At 69.6% G+C, this 20,448-nt stretch carries 17 protein-coding genes; 6 read left to right on the plus strand and 11 right to left on the minus strand.

Translation table 11 applies throughout. The features are described 5' to 3' along the window. Positions 1-77 precede the first annotated feature (77 nt). Complete coding sequence (locus G412_RS35935; RefSeq protein ID WP_167546489.1) at positions 78-2,096, minus strand: type IV secretory system conjugative DNA transfer family protein; 2,019 nt, start codon at positions 2,094-2,096, stop codon at positions 78-80. Between the two features lie 358 nt (positions 2,097-2,454). On the opposite strand from G412_RS35935, the gene gabT reads away from it, so the two are divergent. Together gabT and G412_RS0125285 are read left to right on the plus strand one after the other, a co-directional pair. Further along, positions 2,455-3,789 (plus strand): 4-aminobutyrate--2-oxoglutarate transaminase, encoded by a 1,335-nt coding sequence (gabT, locus tag G412_RS0125280; protein WP_028814518.1) that lies wholly within the window; start codon positions 2,455-2,457, stop codon positions 3,787-3,789. Between the two features lie 94 nt (positions 3,790-3,883). Further along, the gene (locus tag G412_RS0125285; RefSeq protein ID WP_078607360.1) at positions 3,884-4,744 is read left to right on the plus strand and encodes a phosphatase PAP2 family protein; all 861 of its coding nucleotides are present in this window, start codon (positions 3,884-3,886) and stop codon (positions 4,742-4,744) included. On the opposite strand, the gene G412_RS0125290 is transcribed toward G412_RS0125285, so the two are convergent. The 8 genes from G412_RS0125290 to G412_RS0125325 all read right to left on the minus strand — a co-directional run bounded on the left by G412_RS0125290 (position 4,671) and on the right by G412_RS0125325 (position 13,497). After that, positions 4,671-5,129 (minus strand): hypothetical protein, encoded by a 459-nt coding sequence (locus G412_RS0125290; protein ID WP_028814520.1) that lies wholly within the window; start codon positions 5,127-5,129, stop codon positions 4,671-4,673. The two genes, G412_RS0125285 and G412_RS0125290, sit on opposite strands and share 74 nt — an antisense overlap. A gap of 107 nt (positions 5,130-5,236) precedes the next feature. After that, positions 5,237-6,655, minus strand: a complete 1,419-nt coding sequence (locus G412_RS0125295) for an NAD(P)/FAD-dependent oxidoreductase (protein WP_028814521.1) — start codon at positions 6,653-6,655, stop codon at positions 5,237-5,239. 21 nt (positions 6,656-6,676) lie between these two features. Continuing rightward, positions 6,677-7,483: an ABC transporter permease gene (locus G412_RS0125300; protein ID WP_028814522.1), complete on the minus strand. Its 807-nt coding sequence runs from the start codon at positions 7,481-7,483 to the stop codon at positions 6,677-6,679. Continuing rightward, positions 7,483-8,418, minus strand: coding sequence for an ABC transporter permease (locus G412_RS0125305; RefSeq protein ID WP_028814523.1), 936 nt, complete (start codon positions 8,416-8,418; stop codon positions 7,483-7,485). The genes G412_RS0125300 and G412_RS0125305 overlap by 1 nt, the downstream gene beginning before the upstream one ends. Continuing rightward, entirely contained in the window at positions 8,415-9,566 is a 1,152-nt protein-coding gene (locus G412_RS0125310; RefSeq protein ID WP_028814524.1) for an ABC transporter ATP-binding protein, read from the minus strand. Before G412_RS0125310 ends, G412_RS0125305 begins: the two co-directional genes overlap by 4 nt. Before the next feature lie 59 nt (positions 9,567-9,625). Then, entirely contained in the window at positions 9,626-10,873 is a 1,248-nt protein-coding gene (locus tag G412_RS0125315) for an ABC transporter substrate-binding protein (RefSeq protein WP_028814525.1), read from the minus strand. A gap of 50 nt (positions 10,874-10,923) precedes the next feature. Beyond that, positions 10,924-12,438 (minus strand): gamma-aminobutyraldehyde dehydrogenase, encoded by a 1,515-nt coding sequence (locus G412_RS0125320; RefSeq protein WP_028814526.1) that lies wholly within the window; start codon positions 12,436-12,438, stop codon positions 10,924-10,926. A gap of 339 nt (positions 12,439-12,777) precedes the next feature. After that, positions 12,778-13,497 carry a DUF4190 domain-containing protein gene (locus tag G412_RS0125325; RefSeq protein ID WP_028814527.1) on the minus strand — a complete coding sequence of 240 codons (720 nt, stop codon included), beginning with the start codon at positions 13,495-13,497 and terminating at the stop codon, positions 12,778-12,780. A 110-nt stretch (positions 13,498-13,607) separates the two neighbouring features. Between G412_RS0125325 and G412_RS0125330 the strand changes: the two genes are divergently transcribed. Together G412_RS0125330 and G412_RS0125335 are read left to right on the plus strand one after the other, a co-directional pair. Continuing rightward, positions 13,608-14,633 carry an adenosine deaminase gene (locus G412_RS0125330; protein WP_028814528.1) on the plus strand — a complete coding sequence of 342 codons (1,026 nt, stop codon included), beginning with the start codon at positions 13,608-13,610 and terminating at the stop codon, positions 14,631-14,633. A 22-nt stretch (positions 14,634-14,655) separates the two neighbouring features. Beyond that, positions 14,656-15,345 (plus strand): glycerophosphodiester phosphodiesterase, encoded by a 690-nt coding sequence (locus tag G412_RS0125335; RefSeq protein WP_028814529.1) that lies wholly within the window; start codon positions 14,656-14,658, stop codon positions 15,343-15,345. A gap of 139 nt (positions 15,346-15,484) precedes the next feature. On the opposite strand, the gene G412_RS0125340 is transcribed toward G412_RS0125335, so the two are convergent. Both G412_RS0125340 and G412_RS0125345 read right to left on the minus strand, forming a co-directional pair. Then, a complete protein-coding gene (locus G412_RS0125340) occupies positions 15,485-16,651 on the minus strand; it encodes a polyamine ABC transporter substrate-binding protein (RefSeq protein ID WP_028814530.1) in 1,167 nt (388 codons plus the stop codon). A 113-nt stretch (positions 16,652-16,764) separates the two neighbouring features. Beyond that, a complete protein-coding gene (locus tag G412_RS0125345; protein ID WP_028814531.1) occupies positions 16,765-18,204 on the minus strand; it encodes a gamma-aminobutyraldehyde dehydrogenase in 1,440 nt (479 codons plus the stop codon). Between the two features lie 164 nt (positions 18,205-18,368). Between G412_RS0125345 and G412_RS0125350 the strand changes: the two genes are divergently transcribed. Both G412_RS0125350 and G412_RS0125355 read left to right on the plus strand, forming a co-directional pair. Continuing rightward, a complete protein-coding gene (locus G412_RS0125350; RefSeq protein WP_028814532.1) occupies positions 18,369-18,875 on the plus strand; it encodes an Lrp/AsnC family transcriptional regulator in 507 nt (168 codons plus the stop codon). Further along, positions 18,860-20,239, plus strand: a complete 1,380-nt coding sequence (locus G412_RS0125355) for an aspartate aminotransferase family protein (protein WP_028814533.1) — start codon at positions 18,860-18,862, stop codon at positions 20,237-20,239. Before G412_RS0125350 ends, G412_RS0125355 begins: the two co-directional genes overlap by 16 nt. Positions 20,240-20,448: the final 209 nt, after the last annotated feature.

Consider the following 20,448-nt stretch of genomic DNA (forward strand, 5'->3'; position numbering starts at 1 on the left):
GGGTCTCCGGCACCGCGCACCGCGCACCGCACGCCGCGCACCGCTCACCGCACGCCGCACGCCGCACGCCGCGCCACTCAGCTCCGCAGGTCCACCAGCAGCGGCGGCGCGTGCTCCCCCCGCACCGTCGTCAGCGACAGCACCGCGTGCCCCGCCGGCACCGAATGCGCCAGCTCCGACGCGGACCACCGCTCGCGCTCGACCTTCCGTACCGTGATCGCGTCCGTCGTCACGGCCTTGCCGGTCACGATCCGCCGGAAGACGTGCAGGGCCCGCGTGAGTGGCTGGTCGGCGAAGACCGTCCGGCTCGTCACGTCACGCGTCTCGACCCACTCGGTCCCCCACGCCTCCGCGAACCGCTTCCCGTCCCAGGTCGTGACCCCCGAGAAGGCCATCCGGCACCCGACCGCGCCGAGCAGCGCCGCGTGCAGGTTCTCCGGTACGTCGTCGAGCGACCGCAGCGTGATCACGGCGCCCGCGTGGGCCGACCTCAGCCGCTGGATGCCCCGCACCGTCTCCGCGGTGATCGCGCGCGTCGCGTCGTCCAGCACCAGGCAGGCGAAGAGCGAGCGGTCGGCGCGGTGCGCGGCGCTCGCGGTGAACTGCGCGAGGACGAGCCGCGCGAGCATCCGCGACGCCTCGGCGTGACCGCGCTCGGGCAGGTCGATACGGACCCGCAGCGGATGCTCCAGGGAGCGCAGCGAGAAGGGCCGCGCCGAGCCGCTCGTGTCGAAGAAAGAGGCGAACGCGGGCCGGTCGAGCAGCGCGACCCGGTCGGCGAGAGCGATACCGGGGTCCCCCGGCGTCCCCGACTGCCGCGCCCGCGCGTCGAGTTCGCGCTGGAGGGCGTACTGCGAACCGTCGTCGAGCGCCCCGCGCAGCGCAGCGAGGGCGGTCGGTACGCCGTCGAGCAGCTCCCGCAGCTCGGGTACGGAGGGGAAGCGGCCGTAGGCGCCGCGGAACGGGCCGAGGAGCTGGGCGAGGGCGGTGGCGGCGCGGCGGCTGTCGACGTCGGGAAGGTCGCCGACGAAGCCCTCGGCGAGTACGGCGGCGGCCTCGTCCGGGTCGGTGGTGCCGCCGTACAGGTCCAGGTCGTACGCGGAGGCCGGGTCGCCGAGCTTGATGACGATGTCGTACGCCTCGTCCGGGCCGAGGTGCGCGCCGGCCGCCGCGACGGCGATGACCGCGGCCTGGCCGGCGAGCGCCTGGAGGGCGAGCGATTCGACGACGGGCCGTACGAGGGACCGCGTCTTGCCGGTGCCGGGCGGGCCGACGGCGACGAGGGAGGTGCCGAGCAGCTCCGGGTCGAGGGCGAGGCCGGTGCCGCGGCGGGCGTACGGATTGCGTTCGCCGGGGTGGACGGTGCCGAGTCTGACCTGGCGGGCGCACAGGTCGTGCGCGGCGGCGCGTACGGGCAGGTCGCGCGCCCCGGAGGGGTGGGTGCAGGCGGCGGCGCCGTTGCGCAGGACGGTGTCCGTGAAGGCGCTCAGCCGGGACGGGTCGGCCTGGACCGACTGCCAGGCGCGGCGGATCCGGGCGTAGTCGACGTCGTTCATCCGCCCGGACCTGGCTTCCTCCGCGAGCCTCGCGGCGGCCTCGGCCTGGCCCGCGCCGCGCAGCTCGGGCCACTCGGCGGGGTCGGCGGCGGAGCCGGGTCCGGTGCGGGGGCCGGGGACGGGTCCGGCCGGGCCGGGCTTGGGCAGGAGGTAGCGGCGTACGACCTCGGACCAGCGGCCCATGCGGCCGAAGGCGACGGCGAGGAGGAGGGCGAAGAGGCCGTAGTAGAGGTACGACACCCAGACGTACGCCATGTTGCCGCCGTCCTCGCGCCACGATTCGGGGGTGAACCAGAACAGCGGCCAGAGCCAGAAGCTGACGTAGCCGTTCCAGCAGAGCGACCAGATCAGCACGGCGGTGAGGAGCGAGATCAGGGCGCCGCTGACGAGCTGGCGCCCGGGGACGGTCTCGGGCTCCTCCGCGGGGCGCGGCACATGACCGTACGACCAGACGCCGGGACCGTCGGCGTTGCGTGGCGTGCGGAGCCATTCGGTGAGTGTCGGGCCGGTGGTGGGGGCGTGAGTGGGGGCGGGCGGCACGGCTAGGGGTGCGGCGGGGGGGGGGGGGGGGGGAGGGGGGCGGGCCGGCGGGGTGCGGTACGGGGTTGGTGGCGCGGGTGGTGGCGTGTGCGTCGGGTGTGCCGGTGCCCTCGGTGTCCATGTGCTGCCCTGCCCCTCATCCCCTGACCAGCGTGTGCGCAGGGCCTCAATCTAGTGCCCGGCGCTGGGCAGTTCACCGCACCGCGCCCGCACCCGCACCGCGCCCAGCCGCCCGCCGCTATGTCCGCCACGGACAAGGACACGCCCCCACTTCTCCCGAACGGAACATGCCACCCCCCACCCACCACCCCTAGCCTGCGAAGTAAAGAAGCGTCCGGAACACCCCCAGGAGCCCCCCATGACCGCAATCCCGCAGGAGCGCCGCGTCGTCACCGCGATTCCCGGCCCGAAGTCGGCAGAGCTGCAGGCCCGGCGCACCGCCACGGTCGCCGGTGGCGTGGGCTCCGTGCTGCCCGTCTTCACCGCGCGCGCGGACGGCGGCATCATCGAGGACGTCGACGGCAACCGCCTCATCGACTTCGGCTCCGGCATCGCCGTGACCTCCGTCGGCGCCTCCGCCGAGGCCGTCGTACGCCGTGCCTCCGCGCAGCTGCAGAACTTCACCCACACCTGTTTCATGGTCACGCCGTACGAGGGCTACGTCGAGGTCTGTGAGGCGCTCGCCGAGCTGACGCCCGGCGACCACGCCAAGAAGTCCGCGCTGTTCAACTCCGGCGCCGAGGCCGTCGAGAACGCCGTCAAGATCGCCCGCGCGTACACCAAGCGCCAGGCGGTCGTCGTGTTCGACCACGGTTACCACGGCCGTACGAACCTGACGATGGCGCTGACCTCCAAGAACATGCCGTACAAGAACGGCTTCGGCCCGTTCGCCCCCGAGGTCTACCGCGTCCCCGTCGCGTACGGCTACCGCTGGCCGACCGGCGCCGAGAACTGCGGCCCCGAGGCCGCCGCGCAGGCCATCGACCAGATCACGAAGCAGGTCGGTGCCGACAACGTCGCCGCGATCATCATCGAGCCGGTGCTCGGCGAGGGCGGCTTCATCGAGCCGGCCAAGGGCTTCCTGCCGGCGATCGTGAAGTTCGCCAACGACAACGGCATCGTCTTCGTCGCCGACGAGATCCAGTCCGGCTTCTGCCGCACCGGCCAGTGGTTCGCGTGCGAGGACGAGGGCATCGTCCCCGACCTGATCACGACCGCCAAGGGCATCGCGGGCGGTCTGCCGCTCGCCGCCGTGACCGGCCGCGCCGAGATCATGGACGCCCCGCACGGCGGCGGCCTGGGCGGCACGTACGGCGGAAACCCGGTGGCCTGCGCCGGTGCGCTCGGCTCCATCGAGACGATGAAGGAGCTTGACCTCAACAAGAAGGCGAAGCGCATCGAGGAGGTCATGAAGGGCCGTCTGGCCGCCATGGCCGAGAAGTTCGACATCATCGGTGACATCCGTGGCCGCGGCGCCATGATCGCCATCGAGCTGGTGACGGACCGCGACACCAAGGAGCCGAACGCGGCCGCCGCCGGCGCCCTCGCCAAGGCGTGCCACGCCGAGGGTCTGCTGGTCCTCACCTGCGGCACCTACGGCAACGTGCTCCGCTTCCTGCCGCCGATCGTCATCGGCGAGGACCTGCTCAACGAGGGTCTGGACATCATCGAGGCGGCCTTCGCCGGCGTCTGACCGAGGTGTGACCTGTGAAGAAAGGGTGGGGGGCCAATGGCGGGATGGAGTTGCGCCTGTCGGTCCCCCACCCGCTGCCGTACGGTTTCTGCAGATGAGAGAAACACCCCGCTCGCAGGGGACTGCGGGCGGTTCCAGGTCGAGGCACCCCCTGCCCCGCCCTGGCCGTGCCATCGCGCACATGACTGGAGCCTCTGGCTCCGGAACTCCTCACCGATCGGATCGCCGCCCGCCCCACACCCCCCGGGGCGCGCGGCACCCCGGTCCAGGCGGCTGCCCCGGAACTACCCCCCCTGTTCCGGGGCAGCCGGCTTTCCTCTTCGGCTTCGCTGGCTTCTTCGCCCTCTCCGGGCTTCTCTTCGCGCTGGTCACCTGGCAGGTCGCTGCCACCGGACCCCTGCGCCGCGCCGACGAGCGCCTCGGCCGGGCCGTCGTGGGCCACGGCCCCACCGGCTTCACGGAATTCCTCGCCGATCTCGGCAACCTGGCCGTCGCACTGCCCGTGCTGGCCACGGCGATCACGTACACCCTGTGGCGCGCAGGGCGTCACGACCGCGGCGCTCTCGCCCGCGCGTCGGCCGCCGCGCTCGCCATGGCGGCGGTGCCCGCCCTCGTCGCCCCGCTCAAGTCCTGGATCGCCCGTCCGGGCCCGCTCACGCAGGACACCGGCTACTACCCGTCCGGGCACACGGCGACCGCGGCCGTCGCCTACTGCGGGGCGGCCCTGCTCCTTCGCGCGTACGTACGCCGCCACCGGTGGTGGCCACCGGTCCTGGCCCTCGTACTCACCCTCGCCACCGGCGCCGGCCTCGTCCTGCGCGGCTACCACTGGCCGCTGGACGTCCTCGGCAGCTGGTGTCTGTGCGTCATGCTTCTTGTCCTCAGCCATCGCCTTGCCGCGCGATACTCGCGGCGGCCTCGTGCATCGCGAACTCCAGCAGCGCCGGATCGGTGAGCGTGCCCGTACCGTCCGGCAGGACCAGCCAGCGGACACCGCCGGCCGCCCGGCCGGGGCAGGGCACGACGATCCAGGTGCCGTGGCCCGCGCCGCGTACGCCCGTACCGAGCCAGCGGTCCGCCGTGCCCGGTGGCACGAAGAAACCCATGCGGGAGTCACCGAAATCGGCGAGCACGGGGCCCGGACGGTCGATGAGGCGCGCCAGGATGTCGAGCGTGGGGTAGCCGAGCTCCCCCGGCAGGATCAGCACGTCCCAGCGCCTGCCGGCGGGAAGGAGGGCGACCCCGAGAGGGTTGCGCGCCCATTCCCGCCGGCAGGCGTCGGGATCCGGTGCCACCGACACGAGCCAGTCCACCGCGGTTTCGGCCCCCGAGCCAGTCATGTTGTCCGGCCTCCATTCGCGTGCGCAGCGAGTGCGTTCACGAGGGAGAGGGGGCTGGGCCCGGCTCATTACGCGGGTTCGGTCACCTTGTTGAGGCGAACCGGGTCTCAGCTGTCGAAGCCGAGCCCCACCTTGTCCATGGCCTTCAGCCACAGGTTGCGGTGCCCGCCGTTGTCGTCCGACCGGGCCAGCGACCACTTGGTGATGCCGATGCCCGCCCAGGCGAAAGGTTCTGGCGGGAACGGCATCGGCTTGCTGCGGACCATTTCCAGCTCGGTGCGTTCGGTCCGCTCGCCCGCGAGCAGGTCGAGCATGACGTCCGCGCCGAAGCGCGTGGAGCCGACGCCGAGACCGGTGTACCCGGCGGCGTACGCCACCTTCCCCGCGTGAGCCGTCCCGAAGAAGGCGGAGAAGCGCGAGCAGGTGTCGATCGCGCCGCCCCACGCGTGGCTGAAGTTCACGCCCTCCAGTTGCGGGAAGCAGCGGAAGAAGTGCCCGGCCAGCTTGAGGTACGTCTCGGGGCGGTGGTCCATCTCGGCGCTCAGCCTGCCGCCGAAGGGGTAGATGGCGTCGTAGCCGCCCCACAGGATCCGGTTGTCGGCGCTGAGGCGGAAGTAGTGGAACTGGTTCGCGCTGTCGCCCAGCCCCTGCCGGTTCTTCCAGCCGATCGAGGTGAGTTGGTCGGCGGTGAGCGGCTCGGTCATCAGCGCGTAGTCGTAGACCGGGACGGTGTACGGGCGGACCCGCTTGACCAGCGACGGGAAGATGTTGGTGCCGAGCGCCACGCGGCGGGCGAAGACCCGGCCGTACGGCGTGCGTACCGCCATCCCCGCGCCCGCCGACACGAGATCCAGGCCCCTGGTGTGCTCGTAGATCCGTACGCCCAGACCGAGACACGCCTGCTTCAGCCCCCAGGCCAGCTTGGCCGGGTGCAGCATGGCGACGCCGCGCCGGTCGAACAGGCCGCCCATGAAGGTGGGCGAGTCGACCTCGGCCCGTACCTTCTCCCGGTCGAGCAGTTCGAGATGGCCGGCGAAGCCCAGCTTCCGCGCCTCCTCGTACATCTCCTTCAGCTCTTCGAGCTGGTGCGGCTCGGTGGCGACGTCGATCTCACCGGTGCGCTCGAAGTCGCAGTCGATGCCGTACGCCGCCACCGCCGCCTCGATCGCGTCGAGGTTGCGCTCGCCCAGCTCCTCCAGCTTCGCCAGCTCGCCGGGCCAGCGGGAGATGCCGTTGCTCAGGCCGTGGGTGAGGGATGCGGCGCAGAAGCCGCCGTTGCGGCCCGAGGCGGCCCAGCCCACCTCGTGCCCCTCGATCAGTACGACATCGCGCGCGGGGTCGCGCTCCTTCGCGAGGAGCGCGGTCCACAGTCCGCTGTATCCGCCGCCGATGACGAGCAGGTCGCAGCGCTCGTCACCGGTGAGGGCGGGCTGTGGTGCGGGCTTTTCGGGATCGTCCAGCCAGAACGACACCGGCTTCGCGCCGGAAAGGGATTGTGCAGCAGTACGCATGGCAACTGGGGCCATGGTTTCCAACTCCTTCAGGACTTACTGGGGCTGTGCGTTGTTCTTTCGCCGGCTCGCGATGAGCTGGCCGCCGAGCACCACCAGTACGGCGATGACGAACATGGCCGTTCCGATGACGTTGATCTGGACAGGCGTACCGCGCTGCGCCGATCCCCACACGAACATGGGGAAAGTGACGGTCGAGCCCGCGTTGAAATTGGTGATGATGAAATCGTCGAAGGAGAGCGCGAAGGCGAGCAGCGCTCCCGCGGCGATTCCGGGCGCGGCGATCGGCAGGGTCACCCGCAGGAATGTCTGCACGGGCCCGGCATAAAGGTCGCGCGCGGCCTCTTCGAGCCGCGGGTCCATCGACATCACGCGCGCCTTGACCGCCGTCACCACGAAGCTCAGGCAGAACATGATGTGCGCGATGAGGACGGTCCAGAAGCCCAGCTCGGCGCCCATATTGAGGAAGAGCGTCAGCAGCGAGGCGGCCATGACGACCTCGGGCATGGCCATCGGCAGGAAGATCAGCGAGTTGATCGCGCCACGCGCCCGGAAGCGGTAGCGGACCAGCGCGAAGGCGATCATCGTGCCGAGTGCGGTGGCGCCGACCGTGGCCCAGGCGGCGATCTGGAGCGAGAGGGACAGCGAGCCGCACAGGTCGGCGACGCCGCACGGGTCCTTCCACGCGTCCAGTGAGAATTCCTGCCAGGCGTAGTTGAAACGCCCCTTCGGATTGTTGAAGGAGAACACCATCACGACGATGTTCGGCAGGATCATGTAAGCGAGCGTCAGCAGCCCGGCGATGACGACGAGGTTGCGCCGTATCCAGCGGATGACCACCATCAGACCAGATCCTCCGTCCCGGACTTGCGGATGTACACGGTGACCATGGCCAGCACGATCGCCATCAGGATGAAGGAAAGCGCGGCCGCCGTCGGATAGTCGAGAACCCGCAGGAATTGCGACTGGATGACGCTGCCGACCATTTTCGTGTCGGTCGAGCCGAGGAGTTCCGCGTTGACGTAGTCACCGCTCGCCGGAATGAAGGTGAGCAGCGTTCCCGAGACGACACCCGGCATGGAGAGCGGGAAGGTCACCTTGCGGAAGGTGGTCGCCGGGGTGGCGTACAGGTCGCCCGCCGCCTCGTGCAGCCTGCCGTCGATGCGCTCCAGGGAGGTGTAGAGCGGCAGGATCATGAAGGGCAGGAAGTTGTACGTCAGACCGCAGACCACCGCCATCGGCGTGGCCAGGACGCGGCTGCCCTCGGTCCAGCCGAGCCAGCTCGTGACGTCCAGGACGTGCAGGGTGTTCAGTACGTCGACCACCGGGCCGCCGTCCGCGAGGATCGTCTTCCAGGCGAGCGTACGGATCAGGAAGCTGGTGAAGAACGGCGCGATGACCAGCACCAGGACGAGGTTGCGCCAGCGGCCCGCCTTGAAGGCGATCATGTACGCGAGCGGGTAGCCGAGGAGCAGACAGAGCAGGGTGGCGGTGCCGGCGTACAGCAGCGACCGTACGAACTGGGGGTAGTAGTCCTTCAGCGCGTCCCAGTACGTCTGGAAGTGCCAGGTGACCTCGAAGCCCTTCTCCAGCGAGCCGGTCTGCACCGAGGTCGACGCCTGGTAGACCATCGGCAGCGCGAAGAAGACGATCAGCCACAGGATGCCGGGCAGCAGCAGCCAGTACGGTACGAGCCGCTTGCGGGTGGAGGCCTTGCGCGGGGCGGGCGGCTCCTGCGCGGGTGCGGGCGCCAGGGGCGGCGCGTCGGTGACGCTCACGCGCTCTCCTCCACCGTCTCCACGCCCGCGTCGATGTCCTGGTCGGCGTCGAGACCGAAGGTGTGCGCCGGGTTCCAGTGCAGGACGACCTCGGCGCCGGGGACCAGCCGCGCGTCGCGCTCGATGTTCTGGACGTACACCTCGAAGTCCGAACAGGCCGGGCTGTCGACGATGTACTGAGTGGAGACGCCGATGAAGCTGGAGGCGACGATCCGGCCGGTGATCTTGTTGCGGCCGATGGCGACGCTGCCCGCGTCGTCGGCGTGCGCGACCGAGACCTTCTCCGGGCGTACGCCGACGAGCAGCTTGCCACCGCTGCGGGGCTGCGACGCGCATCGCTCGCCGGGGACGCGGAGCTTGGAGCCGCCGCAGGTGACGACGGTGTCCTCGCCCGCCGTCTCGACGACCTCGGCCTCGATGAGGTTCGACGTACCGAGGAAGTTGGCGACGAACGTCGTCTTCGGGTTCTCGTAGAGGTCGGCGGGCGCGCCCAGTTGCTCGACGCGGCCGCCGTTCATCACCGCGACCTGGTCGGCCATGGTCATGGCCTCCTCCTGGTCGTGGGTGACGTGCACGAAGGTGATGCCGACCTCGGTCTGGATGCGCTTGAGCTCAAGCTGCATCTGGCGGCGCAGCTTGAGGTCGAGCGCGCCGAGCGGCTCGTCGAGGAGCAGCACCTGCGGGTGGTTGATGAGCGCGCGGGCGACGGCGACGCGCTGCTGCTGGCCGCCGGAGAGCTGGTGGGGCTTGCGTCCGGCGAAGGCGCCGAGCTGGACGAGGTCGAGCATGTCGTCGACCTGCTTCTTGAACGACTTGATGCCGCGCCGGCGCAGACCGAAGGCGATGTTCTCGCAGACGTTCAGGTGCGGGAAGAGCGCGTAGCTCTGGAAGACGGTGTTGACCGGGCGTTTGTACGGCTGGAGGTCGGTGACGTCCTTGTCGCCGAGGAAGACCGTGCCGGTGCTCGGGTCCTCCAGACCGGCGATCATCCGCAGGGTGGTGGTCTTGCCGCAGCCGGACGCGCCGAGCAGGGCGAAGAAGGAGCCCTGCGGGATGGTGAGGTCGAGCGGGTGTACGGCCGTGAAGGAGCCGTAGGTCTTGCTGATCCCGGAGAGGCGGACGTCGCCGCCTTCTGTCTTCTGCGTCATGGGGTGTGGTCCCAGGGGTGTTGAGAGGGGGCGGGAGCGGGAGCGGACAGCGGCTCGGGTCAGGCGCCGATGAGCTTGGCGAACTTCTCCTCGTACGCCGTCTCTTCCTTGCTGCTGAGCGAGCGGAAGGCGTGGGACTTGGCGGCCATCGCCTTGTCGGGAAGGATCAGCGTGTTGGAGGCCATCGACTCGTCGATCTTCGCCAGCTCCTCGCGGACGCCCTCGACCGGGCACACGTAGTTGATGTACGCGGCGAGTTCGGCGGCGACGGGCGGCTCGTAGTAGTAGTCGATGAGCTTCTCGGCGTTGGTCTTGTGCCGCGCCTTGGCCGGGACCAGCAGGTTGTCGCTGGAGGTGATGTAACCGGCGTCCGGGATCACGTACTTGATGTCCGGGTTGTCGGCCTGGAGCTGGATGACGTCGCCCGCCCAGGCGAGGCAGGCCGCGAGGTCGCCCTTGCTCAGGTCCGAGGTGTAGTCGTTTCCGGTGAAGCGGCGGATCTGCTTCTTGTCGACGGCCTTCTGGATCCGGGCGACGGTCGCGTCGAAGTCGTCGTCGGTGAACTTCCCCGGGTCCTTGCCGGAGTCGAGCAGCGTCATGCCGATCGAGTCGCGCATTTCGGAGAGGAAGCCGACCTTGCCCTTGAGGGAGGGGTCCTCCAGCATCTGGCTGACGGAGTCGACCTTCTTGCCGCCCGTCGCCTTGGAGTTGTAGGCGATGACGGTGGAGATGCCGGTCCAGGGGTACGAGTAGGCGCGCCCCGGGTCCCAGTCGGGCGACCGGAACTGCGGGGACAGGTTGGCGAACGCGTGCGGAAGGTTCACCGGGTCGAGCTTCTGCACCCAGCCGAGCCGGATGAGCCGGGCGGCCAGCCAGTCGGTGACGCAGATGAGGTCGCGACCGGTGTCCTGACCGGCCGCGAGCTGCGGCTTGATCTTGCCGAAGAACTCGACGTTGTCGTTGATGTCCTCGGTGTACTTGACCGTGATCCCGGTGCGTTCGGTGAACGCCTCCAGGGTGGGCCGGCTCTTCTCGTCCTCGCTGACGTCCATGTACTCGGTCCAGTTGGAGAAGCTGATCCGCTTCTCCCTGGCCGAGTGGTCGTCGGACGCCGCGGCGGCGCCTTCCCGCTTGGCGGGCGGGATGCCGCAGGCGCTCAGGGCGCCCAGGCCGCCGACCGCGAGCGCGCCCAGGCCCGAGGCGCGCAGCAGGGAGCGGCGGGTGAGGGCGCCCCGGCCGCTCGTCGCGCTGCGTCGCATGGCGGCCACTTGGGCCGCGGACAGGCTGTCAGGCTCGTACTGCTCCATGCGCAAGTGCCCTTCCGGGTGGGTCTGGCCGCTGGTCGTGCGGCGTATGTCTATCGGTCCCCGAAGATCGTGCGGTGCCAGTCCTTGCGGGCGACCGCCGTGTTGTCGTACATCACGTGCTTGACCTGCGTGTACTCCTCGAAGGAGTACGCCGACATGTCCTTGCCGAAGCCGCTGGCCTTGTAGCCGCCGTGCGGCATCTCGCTGATGATCGGGATGTGGTCGTTGACCCACACGCAGCCCGCCTTGATCTCGCGGGTGGCGCGGTTCGCGCGGAACACGTCGCGGGTCCAGGCGGAGGCGGCGAGCCCGTACGGCGTGTCGTTCGCCAGCGCGATCCCCTCGTCGTCGCTGTCGAAGGGCAGCACGACGAGCACCGGCCCGAAGATTTCGGCCTGGACGATCTCGCTGTCCTGGGGGGCGTCGGCGACGAGGGTGGGACGGTAGTAGGCCCCCTTGGCCAGGTCACCGCCGGGAGCCTCTCCTCCCGCCACCACACGGGCGTACGCACGGGCCCGCTCGACGAAACCGGCGACCCGGTCGCGCTGGGCGTGGCTGATGAGGGGCCCGAGGTCGGTGGACGGGTCGAAGGGGTCACCCAGCCGGACGCTGTCCATCAGCTCGGCGACCCCCGTGACGAAGGCGTCGTACAGCGGGCGCTGGACGTAGGCGCGGGTCGCGGCCGTGCAGTCCTGCCCCGTGTTGATGAGCGAGCCGGCGACCGCGCCGTTCACTGCGGCTTCGAGATCCGCGTCGTCGAAGACGACGAAAGGCGCCTTGCCTCCGAGTTCGAGGTGCAGACGCTTGACCGTGGACGTGGCGATCTCGGCGACGCGCTTGCCGACGGCGGTGGACCCGGTGAAGGAGGTCATGACCACGTCCGGATGCCCGACGAGGTGCTCGCCCACGTCCTTGCCGGCGCCGGTGACGATGTTCACGACACCGTCCGGGATGCCGGCCTCCTTCGCGGCCTGCGCGAACATGATCGACGTGAGCGGTGTGAGCTCGGCGGGCTTCAGGACGATGGTGTTGCCCGCGGCGATCGCCGGAAGGATCTTCCAGGCAGCCATCTGGAGGGGGTAGTTCCAGGGCGCGATGGACCCTACGACACCGATCGGCTCACGCCGTACGTACGAGGTGTGGTCGCCGGAGTACTCACCGGCCGCCTTGCCTTCGAGGTGCCGGGCCGCGCCCGCGAAGAACGCGGTGTTGTCGACACTGCCGGGCACGTCGAACTCGGTCGACAGCTTGACCGGCTTGCCGCACTGGAGCGACTCGACGTACGCGAAGTCATCCGCCTGCTCGGCGAGAACGGCGGCGAACCGGTGCATCGCCTCGGAGCGCTCGCCGGGTGTGGTGGCGGCCCATCCGGGGAACGCGGCTCGCGCGGCGGCGACGGCGGCGTCCACGTCAGCGGTGGACGCCAGCTCGTACGCGTAGACCTGCTCGCCGGTCGCGGGGTCCACGACGGCGTGTGTCCGTCCCGAGGTGCCTGCCCGCAGCCGTCCGCCGATGTACTGCGCACCGTCCGCGAATCGGTCCTGCACCGGGAAACGGTTGACCATGACGCACTCCGTAGCTCCAGCTGGATTTGAGTGCCGATCCTGGCAGAGGCCTCCATCGCCAACAAGGGATTCCGTTGTTGCCTTTTGGTTACGCGACGGAATCGGTCGACCATGTGTCGAGGTCAGCCGCAAATACGGTACGGAGTGTCCGTGGCGCACGCGCAGCGGACGTGGCATGACCGACGTACCGCGGGAAACCGCAGGTGAGACGGGGTGACCGGTCCGGACGCCGCCGGCCCCCCGGTCGGGGACCGGGGGGCCGGGGCGGGGCCGTCGTGCGGGGGGAAGGGTCACGGTCCGCCGAGCCGCGGAAAGGGGGCATGGGCCGCCGGAGAGGCCCTAGCCGCGGGCCGGGGCCTCCACGACCAGCGACGAGTTCGCGTACGGGTCGTACTCCTCGGAGTCGAGGCCCTTCTCGTTCTCCGACTGGACGATCGCCCACACCAGGAACCCGATGAACGCCGCGCTGAGCACGAAGCCGACGACACCGAGGATGATCCCCGCCAGCGCCATGCCACTGTTCGTCGCCTCGCCGCGCTGCACCCGCTTGCGCCCCAGGATGCCGAAGATCAGCGCCAGGACGCCGAGGATGACGCCAAGACCGTACGCGCAGAAGAACGGGACGGCGATGATGCCGAGCACCATCGCGGCGACGCCGAAACCATTCGCCGGCGCCGGCCCGTGCTGTCCGGTCCAGGCGGCCGGGTCGCCGTATCCCGGATATCCGGGGTAGCCGCCGGTGTGGTACGGAGCTGGGGCCTGCGGGGCCGGGTACGCCGGGTAGCCGTACTCACCCGGTGCCGGCTGCGCCGGTGCGGCCGGAGGCGGCGGTACCGCCCCCTGCCCCGGCGCCCCGCCCCCTCCCGTACTCGGACCGAAGCCCGGTACCGGGTCCGCACCCGAAGGCATCGAAGTGACGGTCTGCTGGTCGTGCACCGGAGGGCGCCCGGCCGGCGGCTTGTCCAGCGGCACCTTCTGCGCCGACTCCTCGGGCGGAGCCCAGGGGTCCCGCCGCTGCTCGGGCGGCGGGCCCGAGGGGTGGTTTGCGTTGTCTGACATGTGCTCCCCCATCGTGGTCCAGCCCATGCTACGGCCTGCGTTCCGCCCCCTACCGCCCGCCTGCGATGATCCTTGAAGCCTCTTCGCCTGCCCGTACACCGGAGGATCCGATGACCGATCTGCACCCCTTCGTCGCAGGGCTGCCCAAGGCCGAACTGCATGTGCACCACGTCGGATCCGCCTCGCCGCGCATCGTCGCCGAGCTGGCCGCCCGCCACCCCGACTCCAAGGTCCCGACCGACCCCGAGGCGCTCGCGGACTACTTCACGTTCACCGACTTCGCGCACTTCATCGACGTCTATCTGTCCGTCGTGGACCTGATCCGCACGCCGGAGGACGTCCGCCTGCTGACGTTCGAGGTCGCCCGCGACATGGCGCGGCAGAACATCCGGTACGCCGAGCTGACCATCACGCCGTTCAGCTCGACCCGCCGCGGCATCGACGAGAAGGCCTTCATGGAGGCCATCGAGGACGCCCGCAAGGCGGCGGAGAGCGAGCTGGGCACCGTACTGCGCTGGTGCTTCGACATTCCGGGCGAGGCGGGCCTGGAGGCGGCCGAGGAGACGACCAGGCTGGCCGTGGACCTGCGCCCCGACGGCCTGGTGTCGTTCGGACTCGGCGGCCCCGAGATCGGCGTACCGCGCCCCCAGTTCAAGCCGTACTTCGACCGCGCGATCGCCGCCGGGCTGCACTCCGTCCCGCACGCCGGTGAGACGACCGGGCCGGAGACCGTCTGGGACGCGCTGAACTCCTTGCGCGCCGAGCGCATCGGCCACGGCACCAGCGCCGTCAAGGACCCGGCGCTGCTGGCCCACCTCGCCGAGCACCGCATCGCGCTGGAGGTCTGCCCGACCTCCAACATCGCGACGCGGGCGGTGGCCACGCTGGACGAGCACCCGGTCAGGGAGATGGTGGACGCGGGCGTCCTGGTCACCATCAACAGCGACGACCCGCCGATGTTCGGCACGGACCTCAACAGCGAGTACGGCGTGGCCGCACGCCTGCTCGGCCTCGACGAGCGCGGCGTCGCCGGCCTCGCCAAGAACGCGGTGGAGGCTTCCTTCCTCGACCCGGCGGGGAAGGCGCGGATCACCGCCGAGATCGACGCGTACACCGAGAACTGGCTCGCCCGGTAACGCGTCACCGGACAATGGGGCCATGCGCACCGTCACTGCCGTGGCCCACCGCGGCGACCCGTACCGCGTCCGTGAGAACACCCTCGCCTCGCTCCGCTCCGCCGTTGAGCGGGGCGCGGACGCCGTCGAGATCGACGTCCGCCTGACCCGCGACGGCGTCCCCGTACTCCTCCACGACGATTCGCTCAAGCGGCTGTGGGGTCACGAGCGGCTGCTCGCGGGCCTCACCGAGAAGGAACTGCGCGATCTGACCGGCGGCGGCGTTCCCACCCTGCGCGAGGCGCTGAGCGCCATACCGGCCCACCGCGTCATGATCGATTTGCCGGGCGCCACCGCGCGGTCGGTACGTACCGTGGTCGGCATCGTCCATGACTGCGGGGCCGCCGAGCGCGCGTACTACTGCGGGGGCACCTCGGCCATGCTGGAGGTACGCGCCACCGACCCCGGCGCCGAGATCGCCATGACGTGGACGACGCTCACCCCGCCCCGCGCGACGCTGGTCGACGCGATGAAGCCGCGCTGGCTCAACTACCGCTTCGGCCTGGTCAGCCGCGACCTGACGGACCGGGTGCACAGGGACGGGCTGCTGGTCTCGGCGTGGACCGCCGACACCGGGCGCACGATGCGCCGCCTGATCGCCCGCGGCGTGGACTCGATCACCACCAACCGCGTCGACGTACTGCACGCACTGACCAAGGGTGCCCGGCCGTAGGTGGACCGCCGTGACGACAAATCACTTTGCTGGCGTGATCGCGGAGTTGGGATCGTACGGCGAGCGAGGCCAAGGACGTCGTACACGGCACGTACCCGCGCTGGAGCGCCGCCGGCCGGGGCGCCGGGGGGCACCGGAATCACAGCCCCACGATCGCGTTCCACTTCTTCGCGAAGCCGACGCGCTCCTCCGCCGTGATGTCCCGCGCGATCGCCAGCCGCTCGCGCATCGCGTCGTCGGGGAAGATCAGCGGGTCCTCGGCGAGTGCGGCGGTCTCCTCGTCCTTGGCGGAGGCCAGGATGTCGCGCGCCGCCGGCACCGGGCAGACGTAGTTGACCCAGGCCGCCAGCTCCGCCGCGACCTCGGGGTCGTAGTAGTGGTCGACGAGTTTCTCCGCGTTGCGCTTGTGGCGGGCGAGGTTGGGGATCATCAGGCTCTCCGCCCACAGCTCCGCCCCCTCCTCCGGCACCACGAACTCGATGTCGGCATTGTCGGCCTTGAGCTGGATGACGTCGCCCGAGTACGCCTGGCAGGCCAGGACGTCGCCGCTCGCCAGGTCCTTGATGTAGTCGTTGCCGGTGAAACGCCGGATGTGCTTGCGCTTCACGAGCTTCCCGACCTGTTCGCACATCGTGTGGAAGTCGTCGGCGGTCCACCGCGTCACATCGGCGCCGTTGCCCTGCATCAGCAGCGCGAAGCTCTCGTCGAGCCCGGAAAAGAGGGTCACCTTGCCGCGCAGGTCGTCGGCCCACAACTGGGAGGTGGAGCGGATCTCGTGGCCGAGCTTCCTGCGGTTGTACGCGATGCCGGTGATCCCGGACTGCCAGGGCACGGAGTGCAGGCGCCCTTCGTCGAAGGCGGGCGTACGCAGCTGCGGGTCCAGGTACTTGGCGACGTTCGGCTGCTTCGACCGGTCCATCTCCTGCACCCAGCCGAGGCGTACGAACCGGGCGGCCATCCAGTCGCTGATGACGATGAGGTCGCGGCCGGTCTCCTGGTGGTTCATCAGCGCGGGGCTGATCTTTCCGAAGAACTCGTCGTTGTCGTTGATCTCTTCGGTGTAGCGGACGGATATCCCGGTGCGCCCGGTGAAGGCGTCGAGCGTGGGCCGCCGGGACTCGTTCTCGTCGTCGGTGTCGATGTAGAGCGGCCAGTTGGCGAACTGGAGGCTGCGGTCCCGTTCCGACCGGTCGTCGGCGGCGGCCCGGTCCCCCGGTTCGACGTACGCGGCGGGCACCCCGCACCCGGCGAGCGCGGCCAGCGCGCCTGCCGTGCCGAACCCACGGAGCAGCGTACGACGCGACACACGGCCAAGATCACTCATGGCCCCCACCCTCGCCCCGCGCACGAAGGGCGGGCAATAGACAGTCTGTCTATCGCCCGCCCCTGTGGAACAGCGTCCTGGTCAACCGGTTCCGGTCAGCCCTCGATCGACGTCATCACGTGCTTGATGCGCGTGTAGTCCTCGAAGCCGTACGCCGAAAGGTCCTTGCCGTAACCGGACTTCTTGAAGCCGCCGTGCGGCATCTCCGCGACCAGCGGGATGTGGGTGTTGATCCACACACAGCCGAAGTCGAGGTTCTTGGACATGCGCATCGCCCGCGCGTGGTCCTTGGTCCACACCGAGGACGCCAGCGCGTACTCGACGCCGTTGGCCCACTCCAGGGCCTGCGCCTCGTCCGTGAAGGACTGGACGGTGATGACGGGGCCGAAGACCTCGTTCTGGATGATCTCGTCGTCCTGCTTGAGGCCGGAGACGACGGTCGGGGCGTAGAAGTAGCCCTTGTCGCCGACCTGCTGGCCGCCCGCCTCGACCTTGGCGTGCGCCGGGAGACGGTCGATGAAGCCGCTGACCTGCTTGAGCTGGTTGGCGTTGTTCAGCGGGCCGTAGAGCACGTCCTCGTCGTCCGGCTGCCCGGTCTTCGTGTCCTGGGCGGCCTTCGCCAGCGCGGTGACGAACTCGTCGTGGATCGACTCCTGTACGAGCACGCGGGTGGCGGCGGTGCAGTCCTGGCCGGCGTTGAAGAAGCCCGCGACCGAGATGTCCTCGACGGCCTTGGCGATGTCGGTGTCTTCGAAGACGACGACCGGCGCCTTGCCGCCCAGCTCCAGGTGGACGCGCTTGACGTCCTTGGCGGCGGACTCGGCGACCTGCATGCCGGCCCGTACGGAACCGGTGATGGAGGCCATCGCCGGGACCGGGTGCTCGACCATCGCGCGGCCGGTGTCACGGTCGCCGCAGACGACGTTGAAGACGCCCTTGGGGACGATGTTGCCGATGATCTCGGCCATCAGCACGGTCGAGGCGGGCGTCGTGTCCGACGGCTTGAGGACCACGGTGTTGCCCGCGGCGAGCGCCGGGGCGAACTTCCACACGGCCATCATCATCGGGTAGTTCCACGGCGCGACCTGCGCGCAGACGCCGACCGGCTCACGGCGGACGATGGAGGTCAGACCCTCCATGTACTCGCCGGCCGAGCGGCCTTCGAGCAGCCGGGCCGCACCCGCGAAGAAGCGGATCTGGTCGACCATGGGCGGCACTTCCTCGGTCCGCGTGAGACCGAGCGGCTTGCCGGTGTTCTCCGACTCGGCCGCGATCAGCTCCTCCGCTCGCTCCTCGAAGGCGTCCGCGATCTTGAGCAACGCCTTCTGGCGCTCCGCGGGCGTCGTGTCGCGCCAGGCCGGGAAGGCCGCGGCGGCGGCCGCCATGGCGGCGTCGACGTCCGCCTGACCGGAGAGCGGCGAGGTGGCGTACACGTCGCCGGTGGCCGGGTTGACCACGTCAATGGTCCGCCCGTCGGCGGCTTCGCGGAACTCTCCGTCGATGTAGTTGCGCAGGCGGCGCAGTTCGGTGGTCACAGCCACCCCTCCCTTGTCGGATGTCCAATTGCTGAGATCCCTACCCTAGTCGCTCCGGTGTCGCTTTCGACATACCCGCCCACCAGGAACTTCGGATTCAGCAAGATCCGACGCCTCAAACAACGAATTTCATCGGTTTGGGGTTGCGGAACGGGCGAGACGTCATGCACAGTGAAGACGTGGCCAGCAGAAGCACAGATTCCAGAACCGGGAACGGCTCGTCCCCAACGGTCGACGCCGTCTCTCTGGCGATCATTGAGCAGCTCCAGGAGGACGGGCGCCGTCCTTACGCCGCCATCGGCAAGGCCGTCGGCCTCTCCGAAGCGGCCGTACGCCAGCGCGTACAGAAGCTGCTCGACCAGGGCGTGATGCAGATCGTCGCCGTCACGGACCCGCTCACCGTGGGATTCCGGCGGCAGGCCATGGTCGGCATCAATGTCGAGGGCGACCTCGACCCCGTCGCCGATGCGCTGACTGCCATGGCCGAATGCGAGTACGTGGTGATGACCGCGGGCTCCTTCGACCTCATGGTGGAGATCGTCTGCGAGGACGACGACCACCTGCTCGAAGTGATCAACCGACGGATCCGGACGCTCCCCGGCGTGCGATCCACCGAGAGCTTCGTCTACCTCAAGCTGAAGAAGCAGACCTATATGTGGGGAACCCGATAGTCGTGAGCCAGGACCTCTCCAAGACCGCGTACGACCACCTGTGGATGCATTTCACCCGCATGTCGTCCTACGAGAACGCACCCGTGCCCACCATTGTGCGTGGTGAGGGCACCTACATCTACGACGACAAGGGCAAGAAGTACCTCGACGGTCTCTCCGGCCTGTTCGTGGTGAACGCCGGTCACGGCCGCCACGAGCTCGCCGAGACCGCGTACAAGCAGGCGCAGGAGCTGGCCTTCTTCCCGATCTGGTCGTACGCCCACCCCAAGGCCGTAGAACTGGCCGAGCGCCTCGCGAACTACGCGCCGGGCGACCTGAACAAGGTCTTCTTCACCACCGGCGGCGGCGAGGCGGTCGAGACCGCGTGGAAGCTGGCGAAGCAGTACCACAAGCTCACCGGCAACCACACGAAGTACAAGGTGATCTCCCGCGCGGTGGCCTACCACGGCACCCCGCAGGGCGCCCTGTCCATCACCGGCCTGCCGGCCCTGAAGGCCCCCTTCGAGCCGCTCGTACCGGGTGCGCACAAGGTCCCGAACACCAACATCTACCGCGCGCCGATCCACGGCGACGACCCGGTCGCCTTCGGCCGCTGGGCCGCCGACCAGATCGAGCAGGAGATCCTCTTCGAGGGCCCCGAGACCGTCGCGGCCGTCTTCCTCGAGCCGGTGCAGAACGCCGGTGGCTGCTTCCCGCCGCCGCCCGGGTACTTCCAGCGGGTCCGCGAGATCTGCGACAAGTACGACGTGCTGCTCGTCTCGGACGAGGTCATCTGCGCCTTCGGCCGCCTCGGCACGATGTTCGCCTGCGACAAGTTCGACTACGTACCGGACATGATCACCTGCGCCAAGGGCATGACGTCGGGCTACTCCCCGATAGGCGCGTGCATCATCTCGGACCGTCTGGCCGAGCCGTTCTACAAGGGTGACAACACCTTCCTGCACGGCTACACCTTCGGTGGCCACCCGGTCTCCGCGGCGGTCGGCTGCACGAACCTCGACATCTTCGAGCGCGAGGGTCTCAACCAGCACGTGCTCGACAACGAGGACGCGTTCCACTCGACGCTGAAGAAGCTGCTCGACCTGCCGATCGTCGGCGACGTACGCGGCAACGGCTTCTTCTACGGCATCGAGCTGGTGAAGGACAAGGCCACGAAGGAGACCTTCACGGACGAGGAGACAGAGCGCGTGCTCTACGGCTTCCTCTCCAAGGCCCTCTTCGAGAACGGTCTGTACTGCCGCGCCGACGACCGTGGCGACCCGGTCGTCCAGCTCGCGCCGCCGCTGATCTCCAACCAGGACACCTTCGACGAGATCGAGGGGATCCTGCGCCAGGTGCTCACGGAGGCCTGGACGAAGCTCTGATCCCGGAGCAGGGCTCGTTGCTCTGATCGTATGACCCAGTCGCGGCCCGGATACACCCGTTCGAGTGAGAACGGACGTATCCGGGCCGCGCGCTTGCCACGCCGCCCCCCCTCGTTTCCTTACGGTGCAGTGACCGATCGGCCCCGTCTTCGTTCCCCCATACGGGGGACGGGTGCTGTGACACTCAAGACGTGCTGTGACACTCAAGA

The organism is Streptomyces flavidovirens DSM 40150 (assembly GCF_000429085.1).
Classification (GTDB): domain Bacteria; phylum Actinomycetota; class Actinomycetes; order Streptomycetales; family Streptomycetaceae; genus Streptomyces; species Streptomyces flavidovirens.